Annotated in this window: 15 protein-coding genes; 6 read left to right on the forward strand and 9 right to left on the reverse strand. The window is 64.6% G+C overall.

The genetic code is table 11. The features are described 5' to 3' along the window. Position 1 precedes the first annotated feature (1 nt). From pilQ to PCA10_RS26265, 5 genes are read right to left on the reverse strand one after another with little or no spacing between them, the layout of a single operon-like run. Positions 2-2,101 carry a type IV pilus secretin PilQ gene (gene pilQ, locus PCA10_RS26245; RefSeq protein ID WP_016495119.1) on the reverse strand — a complete coding sequence of 700 codons (2,100 nt, stop codon included), beginning with the start codon at positions 2,099-2,101 and terminating at the stop codon, positions 2-4. A 57-nt stretch (positions 2,102-2,158) separates the two neighbouring features. Beyond that, positions 2,159-2,692: a type 4a pilus biogenesis lipoprotein PilP gene (gene pilP / locus PCA10_RS26250; RefSeq protein ID WP_016495120.1), complete on the reverse strand. Its 534-nt coding sequence runs from the start codon at positions 2,690-2,692 to the stop codon at positions 2,159-2,161. Next, positions 2,689-3,312, reverse strand: coding sequence for a type 4a pilus biogenesis protein PilO (pilO, locus tag PCA10_RS26255; RefSeq protein ID WP_016495121.1), 624 nt, complete (start codon positions 3,310-3,312; stop codon positions 2,689-2,691). The genes pilP and pilO overlap by 4 nt, the downstream gene beginning before the upstream one ends. Next, positions 3,309-3,932 (reverse strand): type 4a pilus biogenesis protein PilN, encoded by a 624-nt coding sequence (gene pilN / locus PCA10_RS26260; protein ID WP_016495122.1) that lies wholly within the window; start codon positions 3,930-3,932, stop codon positions 3,309-3,311. The genes pilO and pilN overlap by 4 nt, the downstream gene beginning before the upstream one ends. After that, entirely contained in the window at positions 3,932-4,996 is a 1,065-nt protein-coding gene (locus PCA10_RS26265) for a pilus assembly protein PilM (RefSeq protein ID WP_016495123.1), read from the reverse strand. The genes pilN and PCA10_RS26265 overlap by 1 nt, the downstream gene beginning before the upstream one ends. A gap of 181 nt (positions 4,997-5,177) precedes the next feature. Between PCA10_RS26265 and PCA10_RS26270 the strand changes: the two genes are divergently transcribed. Beyond that, positions 5,178-7,619, forward strand: coding sequence for a penicillin-binding protein 1A (locus PCA10_RS26270; RefSeq protein ID WP_016495124.1), 2,442 nt, complete (start codon positions 5,178-5,180; stop codon positions 7,617-7,619). Positions 7,620-7,677: 58 nt separating this feature from the next. On the opposite strand, the gene PCA10_RS26275 is transcribed toward PCA10_RS26270, so the two are convergent. The 4 genes from PCA10_RS26275 to rpmE form a co-directional block, all read right to left on the reverse strand. Then, a complete protein-coding gene (locus PCA10_RS26275) occupies positions 7,678-8,946 on the reverse strand; it encodes a malic enzyme-like NAD(P)-binding protein (RefSeq protein ID WP_016495125.1) in 1,269 nt (422 codons plus the stop codon). 100 nt (positions 8,947-9,046) lie between these two features. Then, on the reverse strand, positions 9,047-10,501 hold the full coding sequence (locus PCA10_RS26280) for a M48 family metalloprotease (protein WP_016495126.1): 1,455 nt from the start codon (positions 10,499-10,501) through the stop codon (positions 9,047-9,049). Next, a complete protein-coding gene (locus PCA10_RS26285; protein ID WP_016495127.1) occupies positions 10,498-11,298 on the reverse strand; it encodes a thermonuclease family protein in 801 nt (266 codons plus the stop codon). The genes PCA10_RS26280 and PCA10_RS26285 overlap by 4 nt, the downstream gene beginning before the upstream one ends. 26 nt (positions 11,299-11,324) lie before the next feature. Then, positions 11,325-11,537, reverse strand: a complete 213-nt coding sequence (gene rpmE, locus PCA10_RS26290) for a 50S ribosomal protein L31 (RefSeq protein WP_016495128.1) — start codon at positions 11,535-11,537, stop codon at positions 11,325-11,327. Positions 11,538-11,703: 166 nt separating this feature from the next. On the opposite strand from rpmE, the gene PCA10_RS26295 reads away from it, so the two are divergent. The 5 genes from PCA10_RS26295 to hslU all read left to right on the forward strand — a co-directional run bounded on the left by PCA10_RS26295 (position 11,704) and on the right by hslU (position 18,520). Next, positions 11,704-13,926, forward strand: coding sequence for a primosomal protein N' (locus PCA10_RS26295; RefSeq protein ID WP_041770459.1), 2,223 nt, complete (start codon positions 11,704-11,706; stop codon positions 13,924-13,926). A 135-nt stretch (positions 13,927-14,061) separates the two neighbouring features. Next, on the forward strand, positions 14,062-15,801 hold the full coding sequence (gene argS, locus PCA10_RS26300; RefSeq protein ID WP_016495130.1) for an arginine--tRNA ligase: 1,740 nt from the start codon (positions 14,062-14,064) through the stop codon (positions 15,799-15,801). A 6-nt stretch (positions 15,802-15,807) separates the two neighbouring features. Further along, entirely contained in the window at positions 15,808-16,527 is a 720-nt protein-coding gene (locus PCA10_RS26305; protein ID WP_016495131.1) for an SPOR domain-containing protein, read from the forward strand. 95 nt (positions 16,528-16,622) lie between these two features. After that, a complete protein-coding gene (gene hslV / locus PCA10_RS26310; RefSeq protein ID WP_016495132.1) occupies positions 16,623-17,153 on the forward strand; it encodes an ATP-dependent protease subunit HslV in 531 nt (176 codons plus the stop codon). 29 nt (positions 17,154-17,182) lie between these two features. Then, positions 17,183-18,520: an HslU--HslV peptidase ATPase subunit gene (gene hslU, locus PCA10_RS26315; protein WP_016495133.1), complete on the forward strand. Its 1,338-nt coding sequence runs from the start codon at positions 17,183-17,185 to the stop codon at positions 18,518-18,520. Positions 18,521-18,544 lie beyond the last annotated feature (24 nt).

The raw sequence follows: 18,544 nt of genomic DNA on the forward strand, positions 1-18,544 counted from the left end.
ATCAGCGACTCACCGCAATAGCCTGGTTGTTCATGATGCGGGGAGTGAGGAATACCAGGAGCTCAGACTTCTTGTCCTGAACCACGTCGCGACGGAACATGCGGCCGAGGAAGGGCAGGTCGCCGAGGAAGGGCACCTTGTCCACCGCCTTGGTTTGGGTGTTGGAGAATACCCCACCTATGACAATGGTTTCACCATCGTTCACCAGTACCTTGGCGTTGACCTCGTTTTTATTGATCGGCGGTACACCGTTTAGCGCGTTGGCGAAGTCCGGCGCGTCCTTGGTGACCTTCACTTCCATGATGATGCGGTTGTCCGGCGTGATCTGCGGCGTCACTTCCAGGGACAGCGCCGCTTCCTTGAAGGAGGTGCTGGTGGCGCCGCTGGAGCTGGCTTCCTGGTAGGGAATCTCGGCGCCCTTGAGGATCTTCGCGGTTTCCTTGTCCGAGGTGACCACTTTGGGCTGGGAGACGATTTCGCCGTTGCCGGTCTTCTCCATCGCCGACAGTTCGAGGTCGAGGATGGTGTTGTCGGTGATGAAGCCAATGCCGATGCTCGAGGTGGCGCCGGAAGCGCCCAGGTCGACGAAGGGTGCGTCGGCGAGGTTGACGTTGCCAGATTGCCCCGCGCCCGGACGACCGTTGCCGCCACCGCCGACGACGAAGTTGTTGTCGCCGATGCTGGCGCCGCGCCAGCGCACGCCGAGGGACTTGTCGTAGTCGACGTTGGCTTCGACGATGCGCGCCTCGATCATCACCTGGCGTACCGGGATGTCCAGCTGGGTGACGATACGACGCAGCTCATCCAGCTTTTCCTGGGTCTGGTAGGCGATGATGCTGTTGGTACGATCGTCCACCGTGATGGAACCGCGCTCGTCAGTGCCGGCCGCACTCGGATCACCACTGGTGACCGACTGGAACAGCTTGGCGATGTCCGCCGCCTTGGCGTAGTTCACCTGGATCAGCTCGCGACGCAGGGGCGCCAGCTCGGCGATCTGCCGTTGCGACTCCAGCTCCTGACGTTCGCGCGCAGCGATCTCGTCCGCCGGCGCAACCAGCAGCACGTTGCCGATCTTGCGCTTGTCCAGGCCCTTGGTCTTGAGCACCAGGTCCAGCGCCTGATCCCAGGGCACGTTCTGCAGGCGCAGGGTGATGTTGCCCTGCACGGTGTCCGACGCCACCAGGTTGAGGTCAGTGAAGTCGGCGATCAGCTGCAGCACCGAACGTACGTCGATGTCCTGGAAGTTCAGCGACAGCTTCTCGCCGGAGTAGGCGAAACGCTCGATCTTGCGCTTCTCGACGTCATCCTGGCTCAGCGGCTTGATGCTGACGGTCAGCTTGTTGTCGGTCTGATAGGCCAGGTAGTCGTAGAAGCCGGTGGGCTCGATGCTGATGCTGGAATTGCTACCCGAGCCCGACGCACTGACGAACTGCACCGGGGTGGCGAAATCCTTCACATCCAGGCGTACGCGCAGGGGCTCCGGCAACTGGGTCTTGGCGAAGTCCAGGCGGATCTTGCCGCCTTGCTCCTGGATATCCGGACTGACGCTGGGATCGGAGAGGGTAATGACCACATTGCCCTCGCCCTGCTCACCGCGCTGGAAGTCGATGTTCTCGATGGCGCGATCAGAACGGCCGTAGTTCTTCACCGGCTGCGATGCGGACAGCGGTGCGGCGACAGGAGCCGGCGCAGCGGCTACGGGGCGCGGGGCAGCTGCGGATGCACTGTCACCGACCAGCACGTAGAGGTTCTTCCCTTCCACGCGAGTGCTATAGGGCACCAGCGTGGTCAGGTTGATGATCAGGCGGGTGCGATCCTTGGCTTCGACCACGGTCACGCTGCGGGCATTGCCCACACCCAGCTCACGGTTCTTGGTACCCAGTTCGCTGGATACACCCGGCAAGTCCAGCGCGATACGCGCGGGCTGCTCGATGGTATAGCCGCGAGGAGCGACCACCGGCTCATCGAAGGTCAGCCTGAGTTCAACCTTGTCGCCTGGCAGGGCCGCGACATCCAGCGCCTGCAGGTTCGCGGCCAGCAGCGCGGGCGACAGCAGGGCGGCCAATAGCGTGATACCGAGGCGCGATAGCGAGCTTTTCATCATCTGGTTCCGTTGTGCAGACCGGTAGTTATTCTTCATCGGTGATCAACCTCGCTCTCAAGAGCGCTCCCTGAGCGCGAGACTTCGCGGACGCTCCAGCCATCCGCCCTCCCCGTCCGGGACTATCTCGACCACATCGACCTTGCCTTCGTCGATCGTGACGATGCGGCCGTGGTTGCGTCCCAGGTAATCGCCCACCTTGACCCGGTGCACCCCTCCCGCACCACTGATCAACGCGAAGTTCCCCGTGCCGTTGACCAAGGTGCCCACCATCTGGAAGGACTCGATATTGAACCCTTCGAGGAATTGCTTGACCCGGGTTTCATCCGGATGGATGTCCTTGGAACCCTTCTGCTGCTTGGCCAGATCGATCTTGATCGGCGGCTGGAAGGGACTGCGCAACGAGGCGGCGCTGTAGGTGAAGGCCTCGTAGGGCTGGAATTTCGGCAATGGCTCGATGGAACCCTTGGGGCGGGCACGCACCTCATCCATATAGGCCTGAAGATCGTTGAAGTCGTTACCGACGCCGCAACCGGACAGGGTTGCGAGCATCAGGACGCAGAGCGCCAGGCGGGCGCGAGGACTACTCATTTCTGCAGCCCCTTGTCGTTGTAGCGATAGGTCTTGGCCAGGATCGACATTCTCAGCTTGGAACCGCTGTCGTCAGCAACCGGCTTGATCTCGAAATCATGCAGGGTGACGATTCGCGGCAGACTGGCAACGCCACTGACGAAGGTCGCCAGGTCGTGATAGCCACCCACCACGGAGATCTGGATCGGCAACTCGATATAGAACTGCTGGGCGATCTCCGGCAGCAGCTTGATCTCTTCGAACTCCAGGCCACTGCCCAGGCCGGTACGGGTGATGTCTTCCAGCAGGCCAGGCACCTCGGTGTCGCTGGGCAGTTGGCGCAGCAACGCGCCGAAGGAAGTTTCCATCTCCTTCATCTGCTCTTTGTACGCCTCGAGGTTGGCGGCCTGGAACGCCTTGGTGGCGAACTGCTGCTTCAGGGTCGTTTCTTCGGCACGCTTGGAGTTGAGCCGGAGCTCGAGGTCCTTCAGGTGGAAGTTGTAACCGAGCACCAGGACCAGCACGAGCAACAGGATGCAAGTGATGATCTTGACCGCCAACGGCCAGGAACCCAGGTTATTGACATCCAGGTCGGCCAGGTCGATCTTGCGCAGGCTTTCGAGGGAGTCGGAGAAACTCATTTCGCGGCTCCTTTCTTCGCGGGCTTGGCAGCGGCCTTGGTCGCAACACCAGGCTTGGCGGCATCCTCCTCAGCCCCGGGCTGGGTCTGCTGCACGGTCAACTGGAAGACGTTGGCCTGGTCCACCGCGCCAGCGGTGATCGCCTTCACCTGGGTCAGGTTGGGCGAGGCCAGCCATTCGGAGGCATCCAGGTTGCGCATCAGGTTGGAAACACGGTTGTTCGATTCGGCGGCACCAACGATGGCGATGTTCTTGCCGTTCATCTTCACGCCAGTGAAGAACACGCCGTCCGGCAAGGTGCGTACCAGTTGGTCAAATACTCGACCGATGATCGGCCGGTTGCCCTGCAGGTCCTGAATGATCTTCATCCGCTCGAGCAACTGCTGACGACGGGTCTTCAGCTCGCTGATCTCCTTGATCCGAGCATCCAGGACGGCAATTTCCTTGCGCACGAAATCGTTGCGCGCCTGCTGATTCTCGATGGCACTGTTGAAGTACTGGTCACCCAGGAAAACCGCGCCGGCGCCAAGGGCCAACACGGCACCCAGGGCCACCAGGAAACGCTGCTTGCGCTCCTCACGTAGCTGCTCGCGCCAGGGGAGTAGGTTGATGCGTGCCATCAGTCGAAACTCCTCATCGCCAAGCCGCATGCAATCATCAGAGCCGGCGCATCGCTAGCCAGAGCCCCCGCATTGACCTTGCTGCTCAGCGCCATGTCGGCGAAGGGGTTGGCGACCAGGGTCGGGGTACCGATCTTCTGCTGGATGAGGCGATCCAGGTCCGCAATGGACGCCGTGCCACCGGCCAGGAGGATGTAATCGACATCGTTGAACTGGCCCGCGGCGAAGAAGAACTGCAGCGAACGGGACACCTGCTGGACAACGGCATCCTTGAACGGTTGCAGAACCTCGCTGTCGTAGTCATCCGGAAGACCGCCCTGCTTCTTGGCAAGGCCAGCTTCTTCGACCGAGAGGCCATAGCGACGCTGGATCTCCTCGGTCAACTGGCGGCCACCGAAGAGCTGCTCCCGGGTATAGATGGTGCGACCGTTGTGCAGCACGCTGAGGGTCGTCATGGTGGCGCCGATATCGACGACGGCCACGGTCAGGTCGGAATGGGACTCGCCGAGCTGGGAGGAAAGGAGCGAGTAGGCGCGTTCCAGCGCATAGGCCTCGACATCGACCACCTTGGCGGTGAGCCCTGCCAGAGCCAGCGCAGCCTCGCGCACCTCGACGTTCTCCTTGCGGCAGGCCGCCAGCAGCACATCGACGCGCTCGGAGTTGCGCGCGGATTGCCCCTGCACCTCGAAATCGATGGCGACCTCTTCCAGCGGATAGGGGATATATTGATCCGCCTCGATCTTCAGCTGGTTTTCCAGGTCGTCGTCGGAGAGACCGGATTCCATCTCGATGGTCTTGGTGATCACGGCGGAACCGGCCACGGCGACGGCGGCCGACTTGACGCCGGTGCGTGCCTTGGTGATCACACGGGAAAGCGCCTGCCCGACGCCTTCCAGCTCCGCGATGTTCTTTTCGACGACCGCGTTTGGTGGGAGCGGCTCGACGGCATAGGACTCCACTTTGAAGCGGCTTCCCGAGCGACTCAATTCAAGGAGCTTGACTGAGGTCGAGCTTATGTCGATCCCCAACAGCGAATTCGCTTTCTTATTGAAGAGCCCTAGCACGACCGATTTCCTATCAGCGTCCGAGACTTACGGACGATTTATGTTTTTCCACATTAAATAGCAGTCTTGACAGAAGCGCAAATGGCTCCCCCGGAAAAAAAACGCTTATAATGTGATCGGCTTTTGCCTTTTATCATGACCTTCCGCTTAACTCATTCTTTTGCCTGGAAATCCACACGCCTTGATTCGCCTGCTGAAGTTTTTCTGGTGGTCCTTCGTTGCCGTTTTCTGTGGCCTATTGCTCAGTTTCAGCGGCGCTTACCTCTATCTTAGCCCCAGCCTGCCGTCTGTTGATTCGCTGCGCCGAATCCAGCTACAGATCCCGCTGCGCGTGTACAGCAGCGACGGCAAGCTAATCGCGGAGTTCGGCGAGATGCGCCGCTCTCCGGTGCGTTTCGCCGACATTCCGCCGGACTTCATCCGCGCCCTGCTGGCCGCGGAAGACGACAATTTCGCGAACCATTATGGCGTCGACCTCACCAGCCTGATGCGCGCTGCCACGCAATTATTGAAGACCGGCCACATCCAGACGGGCGGCAGCACCATCACCATGCAGGTGGCGAAGAACTACTTCCTCACCAGCGAGAGAAGTTTCTCGCGCAAGATCAATGAAATATTGCTAGCCCTGCAAATTGAACGGGAACTCAGCAAAGACGAAATCCTTGAACTTTATGTGAACAAGATCTACCTCGGTAACCGTGCCTACGGTATCGAGGCCGCCGCCCAGGTCTATTACGGCAAGTCCATTCGCGAGATCAGCCTGGCGCAAATGGCAATGATCGCCGGCCTGCCGAAAGCCCCCTCGCGCTTCAACCCCCTGGTCAACCCCACCCGCAGCAAGGAGCGTCGCGACTGGATCCTCGGCCGCATGTACAAGCTCGGCCGCATCGATGAAGCCCGCTACCAGCAGGCCATCAACGAGCCGATCAATGCCAGCTACCACGTCCCCACGCCTGAACTGGCCGCCCCCTACATCGCCGAGATGGCCCGCGCCGAAATGGTCGGCCGCTACGGCAGCGACGCCTATACTGAGGGCTTCCGCGTCACCACCACCGTGCCCAGCGACCTGCAGGAGGCAGCCAATACCTCCCTGCGCGAAGGCCTGATGGACTATGACCAACGCCACGGCTACCGCGGGCCGGAAACCCGCCTCCCCGGCATGACCAAGGAAACCTGGCTGCAGGAACTGGCCAAGCAGAAATCCCTCGGCGGACTGGAGCCGGCCATCGTTACGCAGGTGGAGAAGAGCGGCATCCTGGTCCTGACCCGCAGCGGCCAGGAAGAAGCGGTGGCCTGGGACAGCATGAAATGGGCCCGCCCCTTCCTCAACACCAACAGCCTGGGCCCGCGCCCGCAGCAACCGGCGGATGTCACCCAGGTTGGCGACCTGGTTCGCGTGCAGCGCCAGGCCGATGGCAGCCTGCGCTTCGTTCAGCTGCCCGCAGCGCAGAGCGCACTGGTATCGCTGGATCCGCAGGACGGCGCCATCCGCTCCCTGGTCGGCGGCTTCTCCTTCGAGCAGAGCAACTACAACCGCGCGGCCCAGGCCAAGCGCCAACCTGGCTCCAGCTTCAAACCCTTCCTCTATTCCGCCGCCCTGGACAACGGCTTTACCGCCGCCAGCCTGGTGAACGACGCCCCCATCGTCTTCCAGGAAGCCGGCATGGAAGAAGCCTGGCGACCGAAGAACGACAACAACACCTTCCTCGGCCCGATCCGCCTGCGCGAGGCCCTGTACAAGTCCCGCAACCTGGTGTCGATCCGCGTCCTCCAGGCCATCGGCATCGATTACGCCCTGAACTATGTCAGCCGCTTCGGCTTCAACAAGGACGACCTGCCGCGCAACCTGTCCCTGGCCCTGGGTACCGCCAACCTCACCCCGCTGGAGATCGCCGGCGGCTGGAGCACCTTCGCCAACGGCGGCTTCAAGATCCAGCCCTACCTGATCCAGCGCATCGAGAGCCGCGACGGCAAGACCCTGTTCGTCGCCAACCCGCCAAGGGTTCCCCAGGGTTCCGCGGAGTCCAGCGAGGATGTCGCCCAGGCCAACGCCGCGCCGGACACCGTGATCGCCTCCACCGACACGTCGGCACCCCAGGGCCAGGTACCGGCCGTCGCCGAGCGCATAGTCGACCCGCGCACCACCTTCATCCTCAACAGCATGCTGCAGGATGTGATCAAGCGCGGCACCGGCCGTCGCGCCCTGTCCATGGGCCGTAGCGACATCGCCGGCAAGACCGGTACCACCAACGAGTCCAAGGACAGCTGGTTCTCCGGCTACAACGGCGATTACGTCACCACCGTGTGGGTCGGCTTCGACCAGCCGGAAAGCCTCGGTCGCCATGAGTACGGCGGCACGGTCGCGCTACCGATCTGGATGAGCTACATGAGCACCGCGCTCAAGGACAGGCCGCCCCATGTCCAGCCGGAACCGGCAGGCCTGCTGACCTTGCGCATCGACCCGCTGAGCGGTCGCGCGGCAAGCCCCGGCACGCCGGGTGCATTCTTCGAACTGTTCAAGAGCGAGGACACACCGCCGCCGATGAGCGAGTTCGAACCCGGCCTGGCCATCCCCGGCAGCCCGCTTCCGGCCGACGAAGCAGCGCCCATCGACCTCTTCTGAGGAAGTTGGCGGTCAATAAAAAGCCCCGCGATTGCGGGGCTTTTCATTTCATCCGGACTTAGCCGTTGAACACGTCATCCACCGAGGTCAGCGGATAGTGCTTCGGATAGGGCAGGGTCGCTACACCGGACTCGATGGCGGCCTTGGCCACGGCATCGGAGACGACGGTGATCAGGCGCTTGTCCATGGGTTTCGGAATGATGTACTCGCGGCCGAACTCCAGGGAAGCCACGCCGTAAGCGTCGCAGACGTCCTTGGGTACCGGCAGCTTGGCCAGATCGCGCAGGGCGTTGGCGGCGGCGATCTTCATCTCTTCGTTGATGCGGGTAGCGCGCACGTCCAGCGCGCCACGGAAGATGAAGGGGAAGCCCAGCACGTTGTTGACCTGGTTCGGGTAGTCGGAACGACCGGTAGCCATGATCACATCATTGCGCGTCTCGTGGGCCAGCTCCGGCTTGATTTCCGGATCCGGGTTGGAGCAGGCGAATACGATCGGGTTGGGCGCCATGCGCAGGAGGTCTTCCGGGCTCAGCAGGTTGGCACCGGACAGGCCGACGAACACGTCCGCACCGTCGAGGGCATCGGACAGGCTGCGCTTGTCGGTCTCGTGGGCGAACACGGCCTTGTACTGGTTGAGGTCGTCACGGCCGGCGTGGATCACGCCCTTGCGGTCGATCATGAAGATGTTCTCGACCTTGGCGCCCATGCTCACCAGCAGCTTCATGCAGGAGATGGCGGCGGCACCGGCGCCCAGGCAGACGATCTTGGCGCTGGGCAGGTCCTTGCCGGCGATTTCCAGGGCGTTGAGCATGCCGGCCGCGGTCACGATGGCGGTGCCGTGCTGGTCATCGTGGAAGACCGGGATGTCGCACTGCTCGATCAGGGTGCGCTCGATCTCGAAGCACTCCGGAGCCTTGATGTCTTCGAGGTTGATGCCGCCGAAGGTGATGGAAATGCGCTTGACGGTGTCGATGAAGGCCTGGGGGCTTTCGGCGTCAACTTCGATGTCGAATACGTCGATGCCGGCGAAACGCTTGAACAGAACGCCCTTGCCTTCCATTACCGGCTTGGAGGCCAGCGGGCCGAGGTTGCCCAGGCCGAGAATGGCGGTGCCATCGGAAATGACCGCTACCAGGTTGCCCTTGCCGGTGTACTTGAAGGCCAGTTCGGGATCACGCGCGATTTCGCGTACCGGCTCGGCGACGCCCGGGCTGTAGGCCAGCGACAGGTCGCGGGCGGTAGCGGTCGGCTTGGTCAGCTCGACGCTGAGTTTTCCGGGGCGGGGTTGGGCATGGTATTCGAGAGCGGCCGTTTTCAGATCAGACATTTTGGCATTTCCGCTTTTTGCTTGTGACAGACGTGACGGGCGAGCATACGCAAGATGCAGGGGGCTAACAAGACCGTTCAGTCACCCGGAGTCAACCCCTCTAACGTACGACTTTTAGCCAATCTCCGGGCTTTGGCTCGCCGATTGGATACAAATTATTCAACAATCGGATACGATTTTCCAGCTCCGCCTGCGAACCCGGCAACTTGCTCTCCCGGACCAGGCTGGCGATGGTCTGCCCCGGCTTCACCTGGATCATATGCAGGCGCAGCGGTTGGGCCAGGGCCAGCTCTTCCTTGTTCAAGGCGCGGAAGCTGCGGATAACCGAAAGGAAGTGCTGATCCTGGCTTTCCAGGGATGCGCCGTTGCGGATGGCGCCCACGAACAAGTACGCCTTGTCGTCCTTGTAGACGACCGCGACCCGCCGAGCCGGGTTGCCCGGCAGCAGGGCGGTGGCCCCTTGCAGGCCGGACTGCTGCAGCGACTCCTCCATGGCCAGGCTCCGTCCACCGGCTTTCTGCCGCAGGTAGTCCGCAGGCGTCACGCTCGGCTTGCGCCCATCCATGGTCATGGCAACGAATGCCTGCTGGTCGGCGCTGTGGGTGATCACCGCGTCAGGACGGTTGACCAGCTCCCAGCCATCCGGGAAATGCAGGGTGAAGTCCAGCTCGGCGTGGTAGAAATTCTGTCCGCGCCGCACGCCGGTTTCCGCCGAATCACCAAAGGGCAGCCCCTCCAGGTGCTGGAGGAACACCTCCCGATTCACCACCTGGTTGCCGCCGACCAGGGCCTTGGCCGGGCCGACTACCTGCTGCAGGCGGGTATCGTTGTCGGGGTGGGTATCGAACAGTCCGTGGTAACTCGAGGGTGGTGTCGACTTCCCTTCCCGCTGGGCCTGGTCGCGGGCGAACTCTTCCTGGAGCTTGAGTACCTTCACCACTTCGATCATGGCCTGGGGATCGTAGCCACTACGTGCCAGGTATTGGGCCCCCAGGCCGTCGGCCTCCAGCTCCATGTCGCGGCCGTAGCCACGCACGAAGGTGGTGCCCAGTGCGTTGGTGAGGTCGGCCGCAGCGCCCACGCCGGTGCCGATGGCCACCGCCTGCCCGAGGATGTTCCAGGCAGTGGACTGGCTCTGCTGCTGGACGCTGTGACGCGCCGTCACGTGCCCCACCTCATGCCCCAGCACGGCGGCTAGCTCGGCCTCGGAGTTCAGGTAGCCCAGCAGGCCACGGTGGATATAGATGTAGCCACCCGGCAGGGCGAAGGCGTTGATATCGGGCGAGTCGACCACGGTGAAGTGGTAGGGGATGTTGCCGCGATGACTGTGACTGGCGACCTTCTGCCCCACTTCCTGCACATAGGCCTGCAGTTTCTCGTCGGCGTAGCGCGGATTCTGCTTGGCGATTTCCTGGTTGTAGCGGCGGCCGAGATCCAGCTCCTGCTGCTCGCTCATCATCACGAAGTTGGTACGCCCGGTGGCCGGGTTCACCGCGCAGCCGGTCAGCAGGAAAGACGCCAGCAACAGCGCCAGGCTGAACTCAGGCCATTTCATTGGAGTACCTCGAGCATTGCGTGATGGGTAAGGGGGAGCATCCAGCGGGAATCCCGCGTATTTACTCCAGGCCTTCGCGCCCGGTCAATCACCCAGCCGCGCGCCTCCACCCGCCGCCCCTCCAACCGCTCTAGCGCGGCAGTGTCGAAATGGCGCAGGCGCCTTGATTCGATGCGCAGCACCAGCGGCCCCTCCAGTTGCAGCCAGACCCCGCCGCGATTGCGCTCCACCTTCAGCACCCGCCCCTGCACCAGGGCGAAACCGCTCTCGCGCAACTGCCAGGGCGTGCGCTGGGGCCCGCGACTCCAGAGGCCTCGCCCGCGCTTGCGCGCCTCTCGCTCGGCAACGGCATGGCAGGCGCTGAGCGCGGCATTCGGGGCGATGGCGATGTGCAGGGCCAGACCGTCGGCGAGCAGGCGCTCTTCCAGATTGCGGCCATGGCGGTCATAGAGATGGGCCAGGGTGCGGCCGTACCTGTCCCTGGACTCGCGCCCGTACCTGAGCCCGACGCGTCCATCGCTGGCGCGTATCAGGTCACTCAGGCGTCTTTGCGCAGCCACGGCGTAGGGCTCGGCCGACCGCCCCTTACGCGCGAGCTCGGGCGCATTCAGACCGATCAGACGAACACTTCGCCCATCGACCAGGCGCACCGTGTCGCCATCTATGACCTTGAGGACTTTGTGAGTAGGAAGATTGCCCTGAACCGGGCAGGCGGCCTGAAGAGAAAAACTCAGGAGCAGAAAAAAGAAAAAGGCGCCTGTCAGAGGCGCCTTTTTTGTCAGCGGGGACCTGGCCATCTGGCCTTCCCGGGCTGTTCGTGGCCTTACTTGGCGCCGAACACACCGAAACGCTGCTTGAAGCGATCGATACGGCCGCCGGTGTCCAGGACCTTCTGCTTACCGGTGTAGAACGGGTGGCACTCGGAGCATACGTCGAGGCTGATGTTCTTGCCGATGGTGGAGCGGGTCTTGATGACGTTGCCGCAGCTGCAGGTAGCTTCGATCGCTACGTACTCGGGATGGATTTCCGGTTTCATCGCTTGATCCTCAGGTCTGGCGTGCCGCCACCCGACCCTATGTCGAGCACCGCACGGAAACAGGCGGCGGATGATACCAGAGTGAGGACGCGATGCAACCGGCCCGCCCCACCGGTCGTCGAGCCGCGCCATGCTAAGATCGCGGCTTTTCCAGCGGGACCGCCCCTTGTCCGACGCCCCCATTCTGCGCCTTGCCCTGCCCTCCCCGCTGCGCCGCCTGTTCGACTACCGGGCGCCAGCCGGCGTGCCCCGTGCCGCCCTGCAGCCGGGCGTGCGCCTGCGGGTGCCCTTCGGTCGCCGCGAGATCATCGGTGTACTGGTGGAGCTGGCCGAGACCAGCGAGGTGCCTGCGGACAAGCTGAAACCTGCCCTGGAACTGCTGGACCGCCAGCCGCCGCTGCCGCCAACCCTGTTCAAGCTCTGCCTGTGGACCGCCCAGTACTACCAGCACAGCCTGGGCGACACCCTGAGCTGGGCGCTGCCGGTATTGCTGCGCCAGGGCGAACCGGCCGAGGCCCGCCAGGAGCGTTTCTGGCACGTCGCCCCAGGCGCCAGCCTCGACGACCCACGCCTGGCCCGCGCGCCGCGCCAACGCCAGGCCCTGGCGACCCTGGCGCAACACCCTCACGGGGTGGCTCACCAGTTGCTCTCCCAGCTGCAGCTGAACAAGGACAGCCTCGACATCCTCCTCGACAAGGGCCTGGCCCGGGTCGAGGTGCGCCGCCATGCCCCCAGCGAGCGCCACGGTCCGCTGCTGGCCCAGCCGGAGCTGCCGCTCAACCCTGAGCAGCGCGCCGCGTTCGATGCCGTTCACGCCTCCTTCGGCAGCTTCAACGCCCTGCTCCTGGCCGGGGTCACCGGCAGCGGCAAGACCGAGGTCTACCTGCAACTGATCCGCCAGACCCTGGAAGCCGGCAAGCAGGCCCTGGTGCTGATTCCCGAGATCAACCTCGGCCCGCAGACCCTGGAGCGCTTTTCCCGCCGCTTCAACGCGCGCATCGCCCTGCTCCACTCGGCGGTGAACGACCGCGAACGCCTGGACGCCTGGCTGGCCGCCCGCGATGGCGAGGCCGACATCGTCATCGGCACCCGTTCGGCCCTGTTCACGCCCCTGAAGAATCCCGGCCTGATCATCATCGACGAGGAGCACGACGCTTCCTATAAACAGCAGGAAGGCCTGCGCTACCACGCCCGCGACCTGGCCCTGGTGCGCGCCCGCCAGGAAAACATCCCGATCCTGCTGGGCTCGGCCACGCCCTCCCTGGAAAGCCTGCAGAACGCCCACGCCGGCCGCTACGGCCTGCTGCGCCTGACCCAGCGCGCCGGTGGCGCGAAGCAGCCGCGCTTCCTGCGCCTGGATGTGAAGAGCCTGCCGCTGGATTCCGGCATTTCCATGCCGCTGCAGCAAGCCATCGCCCAGACCCTGGCGGCCGGCCAGCAGGTGCTGGTGTTCCTCAATCGACGGGGGTTCGCGCCCACCCTGCTGTGCCACGACTGCGGCTGGATCAGCCAGTGCCCGCGCTGCGACGCGCGCATGACCCTGCACCAGCGCCACAACGAGCTGCGCTGCCACCACTGCGGCCACTCCCAGCGCCAGCCGTCCTGCTGCCCCGATTGCGGCAAGGTCGACCTGCGCCCGGTGGGCGCCGGCACCGAGCGCGCCGAAGAGCGCCTGGCGATCCTCTTCCCGAAGACCCCCGTACTGCGCATCGACCGCGACAGCACCTCGCGCAAGGACGCCATGGACAAGCTGTTCGCCACCATCCAGCGCGGCGAACCCTGCATCCTGGTGGGCACCCAGATGCTCGCCAAGGGGCACCACTTCCCGCGGGTGACCCTGGTGGCCATCCTCGACGCCGATGGTGGCCTGTTCTCCGCCGACTTCCGCGCCAGCGAGCGCATGGCCCAGCTCATCGTCCAGGTGGCCGGCCGCGCCGGACGCGCCGAAGAACCGGGCAGGGTGATCATCCAGACCCACCTGGCCGAGCACCCGTTGCTGGTGCAGCTCACCGAACAGGGCTATTTCGCCTTCGCCGAGCAGGCCCTTTCCGAGCGTCGCGCCGCCGGCCTGCCGCCGTTCGCCCATCTCGCCCTGCTAAGGGGCGAGGCGCACAAGCCGGGCCAGGCCGAGGACTTTCTCGACAGCGCCTGCGCCGAAGCCGAACTGATGCTCGCCGAACTGGGCCTGGATGGCGTGGAACTGCTGGGCCCGGTACCCGCCCCCATGGAACGCCGCGCCGGCCGCTACCGCGCGCAGCTGCTGCTGCAGGCCAACGCCCGGGCGCCGCTGCACCGCCTGCTGACGCCCTGGAGCCAGGCCCTGGAGCAGTTGCCGGGCGGTCGCGCGGTGCGCTGGTCGCTGGATATCGATCCGATCGACCTGTTCTGAGGCACCGCCCGGCCGATATCACCATCCGCTCCTTGCAGCTTGCCGCTTAAAACTTGAAGCTGCGGCAGCAGGCCGCCGATAATGCACAGTTTTCAACCAGCGCCAGCCCTCCCCGGGCGGCCGGAAGAGCAGAAGATGAAAGACACCATTCGCCAGCTGATCCAGCAAGCCCTGACCCGCCTCGCCAACGAGGGCGTGCTGCCCGAGGGCCTCAGCCCGGCCATCCAGGTGGAAAACACCAAGGACAAGAGCCACGGCGACTTCGCCAGCAACATCGCCATGATGCTGGCCAAGCCCGCCGGCATGAAGCCGCGCGACCTGGCCGAGAAGCTGATTGCCGCGCTGCCCCAGGACGAGCAGGTGGCCAAGGTGGAAATCGCCGGCCCCGGCTTCCTCAACTTCTTCCAGAACAGCGACGCCCTCGCCCAGCGCCTGGAAGCCGCGCTGGCCGACGACCACCTCGGCGTGCGCAAGAACGGCCCGCAGCAGCGCGTCGTCGTCGACCTCTCGGCACCGAACCTGGCCAAGGAGATGCACGTCGGCCACCTGCGCTCCACCATCATCGGTGACGGCGTGGCCCGGGTCCTCGAGTTCCTCGGCGATACGGTGATCCGCCAGAACCACGTGGGCGACTGGGGCACCCAGTTCGGCATGCTGCTGGCCTACATGCAGGAACAGCCGGTGGGCAGCGACGCCGAGCTGTCCGACCTCGAGTCCTTCTACCGCGCCGCCAAGAAGCGTTTCGACGATTCCCCCGAGTTCGCCGACCGCGCCCGTGAGCTGGTGGTCAAGCTCCAGGCCGGCGACGCCGAATGCCTGCGCCTGTGGAACCGCTTCAACGACATTTCCCTGAGCCACTGCCAGGCGGTGTACGACCGCCTGGGCGTCAAGCTGACCATGGCCGACGTCAAGGGCGAGAGCGCCTACAACGATGACCTGGCCAAGGTGGTCGACGACCTGCGCGCCAAGGGCCTGCTCACCGAGAGCGATGGCGCCCTGTGCGTGTTCATGGACGAGTTCAAGAACGCCGAAGGCAACCCGCTGCCGTTGATCGTGCAGAAAGCCGGCGGCGGTTACCTCTACGCCACCACCGACCTCGCCGCCACCCGCTACCGCAGCGGCGTGCTCAAGGCCGATCGCGCCCTGTACTTCGTCGACCAGCGCCAGGCCCTGCACTTCCAGATGGTCTTCGCCTGCGCCCGCCTGGCCGGCTTCGTGCCGGACAGCTTCGAGATGGAGCACATGGGCTTCGGCACCATGAACGGCGCCGACGGCCGTCCATTCAAGACCCGCGACGGCGGCACGGTGAAGCTGATCGACCTGCTGGACGAGGCCGAGCAGCGCGCCTACGACCTGGTGAAGGGCAAGAACCCCGATCTGGACGAAGCCGAACTGCGCACCATCGCCCGCGCCGTGGGCATCGGCGCGGTGAAATACGCCGACCTGTCCAAGCACCGCACCAGCGACTACAGCTTCAACTTCGAGCTGATGCTGAGCTTCGAGGGCAACACCGCGCCCTACCTGCTCTACGCCTACACCCGAGTGGCCAGCGTGTTCCGCAAGCTCGGCAAGGACTTCGCCGAAGTCGACGGCCAGATCATCCTCGCCGCCGATCAGGAGCAGGCCCTGGCCGCCAAGCTGGCGCAGTTCGCCGACACCCTGGGCAACGTCGCCGAGAAAGGCGTGCCGCACATCCTCTGCGCCTACCTCTACGACCTGGCCGGCCTGTTCTCCAGCTTCTACGAGAACTGCCCGATCCTCGGCGCCGAGGACCAGGCCACCCAGCAGAGCCGCCTGCGCCTCGCCGCGCTGACCGGCCGCACCCTCAAGCAGGGCCTGGAGCTGCTCGGCCTGCAAACACTGGAACGCATGTAACGGACTATGGCGAAGAAGAAACCCGCACCCAAGCGTGGCGCGAGCCGCTACCAGGCGCCCGCGAAAAAACCGGTTCCCGGCTGGGTTTGGCTGGCCATCGGCCTGGTGATTGGTGGCTTCGTGGTGTTCCTGAACCAGCTCGAGCCTGGCCGCGACGAAGTCCGTCGCGCCAAGCCCGAACAGGCCTCGGGCGCGGCGAAGGGCTCCACCGAAGCCGCCAGCACGGCCAAGGGCACCACCCAGGCCAAACCGACCCCGCAACCCCAGGAACCGGCCAAGCCGAAGTACGACTTCTACACCCTGCTGCCGGAATCGGAAGTCATAGTGCCGCCCGAAGCGGTGCCGAAAGAGACGCCGCCCGCGCAACCGGCGCAGAAGCCGGTGACGCCGGAGGAGGCCGCCAAGATCGATGCCGCGCGCGCCCAGGCCGCCCTCAACGGAGAGACCCCGCCGCCGCCGCCCGTGGTCGCCAAGGCACCGGTCACCAACCAGTTCTTCCTCCAGGCCGGCTCGTTCCGCAAGCGCGACGATGCCGATCGGGTGCGCGCGCAGATCATCCTGCTGGGGCAGAACGTCCAGGTGGAATCGGGCACCGTGCGCGAGGAAACCTGGTACCGCGTACTGGTGGGTCCCTTCGCCAACCGCGAGCAGCTCTCCTCGGCACAGAAGCAGCTGGCCGGCAGCGGCTTCAGCAATTTGCTGTTACAGCAGCGCCAGAGCCGTTGAGCACTTGATCACCTGGTCCGGTTGAAAAGCCGGACCAGGCCCCCCATCTGAGTTTCCATTCGGGCATTTCGCCCCGCTGCGTGGAGACTCTCCCCTTGACCACCATCGTTTCAGTCCGCCGCAACGGCAAAGTCGTCATGGGCGGCGACGGCCAGGTTTCCCTCGGCAACACCGTGATGAAAGGCAACGCGAAGAAGGTCCGCCGCCTCTACCACGGCCAGGTCCTGGCCGGCTTCGCAGGCGCCACCGCCGATGCCTTCACCCTGTTCGAGCGCTTCGAAGGCCAGCTGGAAAAACACCAGGGCCATCTGGTCCGGGCCGCCGTCGAGCTGGCCAAGGACTGGCGCACCGACCGCTCCCTGAGCCGCCTGGAAGCCATGCTCGCCGTGGCGAACAAAGACGCCTCGCTGATCATCACCGGCAACGGTGACGTGGTCGAACCCGAGCAAGGCCTGATCGCCATGGGCTCCGGCGGCGGCTTCGCCCAGGCCGCCGCCATGGCGCTGCTCAAGCACACCGAGCTGTCCGCCCGCGAAGTGGCCGAGACCGCCTTGAACATCGCCGGCTCCATCTGCGTGTTCACCAACCAGAACCTGACCATCGAGGAGCTGGACAGCGCCGAATGAGGCCGCCGTCCAGTAACGGAGCACCCTTCATGTCCATGACGCCCCGCGAAATCGTCCACGAACTCAACCGCCATATCATTGGCCAGGACGACGCCAAGCGCGCCGTCGCCATCGCCCTGCGCAACCGCTGGCGGCGCATGCAGCTGCCGGCCGAACTGCGCGCCGAGGTGACCCCGAAGAACATCCTGATGATCGGCCCGACCGGTGTCGGCAAGACCGAGATCGCCCGTCGCCTGGCCAAGCTGGCCAACGCGCCCTTCCTCAAGGTCGAAGCCACCAAGTTCACCGAAGTGGGTTATGTCGGCCGCGACGTCGAGTCGATCATCCGCGACCTCGCCGATGCGGCGATCAAGATGATGCGCGAGCAGGAGATGCACAAGGTGCGTTACCGCGCCGAAGACGCCGCCGAGGAACGCATCCTCGACGCCCTGCTGCCGCCGGCCCGCACCGGCTTCGGCGACGAGCCGCCGCGCGAGGATTCCAACACCCGCCAGCTGTTCCGCAAGCGCCTGCGCGAAGGCCAGCTGGACGACAAGGAAATCGATATCGAGGTGGCCGAGTCCCCGGCCGGCGTGGAAATCATGGCCCCGCCCGGCATGGAGGAAATGACCAACCAGCTGCAGAGCCTCTTCTCCAACCTGGGCAAGGGCAAGCGCAAACCGCGCAAGCTGAAGGTCAAGGAAGCCATGAAACTGGTGCGCGACGAAGAAGCCGCGCGCCTGGTCAACGAGGAAGAGCTCAAGGCCGCCGCCCTGGAAGCGGTGGAGCAGAACGGCATCGTCTTCATCGACGAGATCGACAAGGTAGCCAAGCGCGGCAACGTCGGCGGCGCCGATGTTTCCCGTGAAGGCGTGCAGCGCGACCTGCTGCCGCTGATCGAAGGCTGCACCGTCAACACCAAGCTGGGCATGGTCAAGACCGACCACATCCTGTTCATCGCCTCCGGCGCCTTCCACCTGTCCAAACCCAGCGACCTGGTGCCGGAACTGCAGGGCCGCCTGCCGATCCGCGTGGAGCTCAAGGCCCTCTCCCCGGAAGATTTCGAGCGCATCCTCACCGAGCCCCACGCCTCGCTGACCGAGCAGTACACCGCGCTGCTGAAGACCGAAGGCCTGAACGTCGAGTTCGCCCAGGACGGCATCAAGCGCCTGGCCGAGATCGCCTGGCAGGTCAACGAGAAGACCGAGAACATCGGTGCCCGTCGCCTGCATACCCTGATCGAGCGCCTGCTCGAAGAGGTGTCCTTCAGCGCCGGCGACCTGGCCGCGCAGCACGACGAAACGCCGATCCGCATTGACGCGGCCTACGTCAACGGCCATCTCGGCGAGCTGGCCCAGGACGAAGACCTGTCGCGCTACATCCTCTGACAGGTGCAAACTTGCTGCAGCCGG

It is taken from the genome of Pseudomonas resinovorans NBRC 106553 (assembly GCF_000412695.1).
GTDB classification, from domain to species: domain Bacteria; phylum Pseudomonadota; class Gammaproteobacteria; order Pseudomonadales; family Pseudomonadaceae; genus Metapseudomonas; species Metapseudomonas resinovorans_A.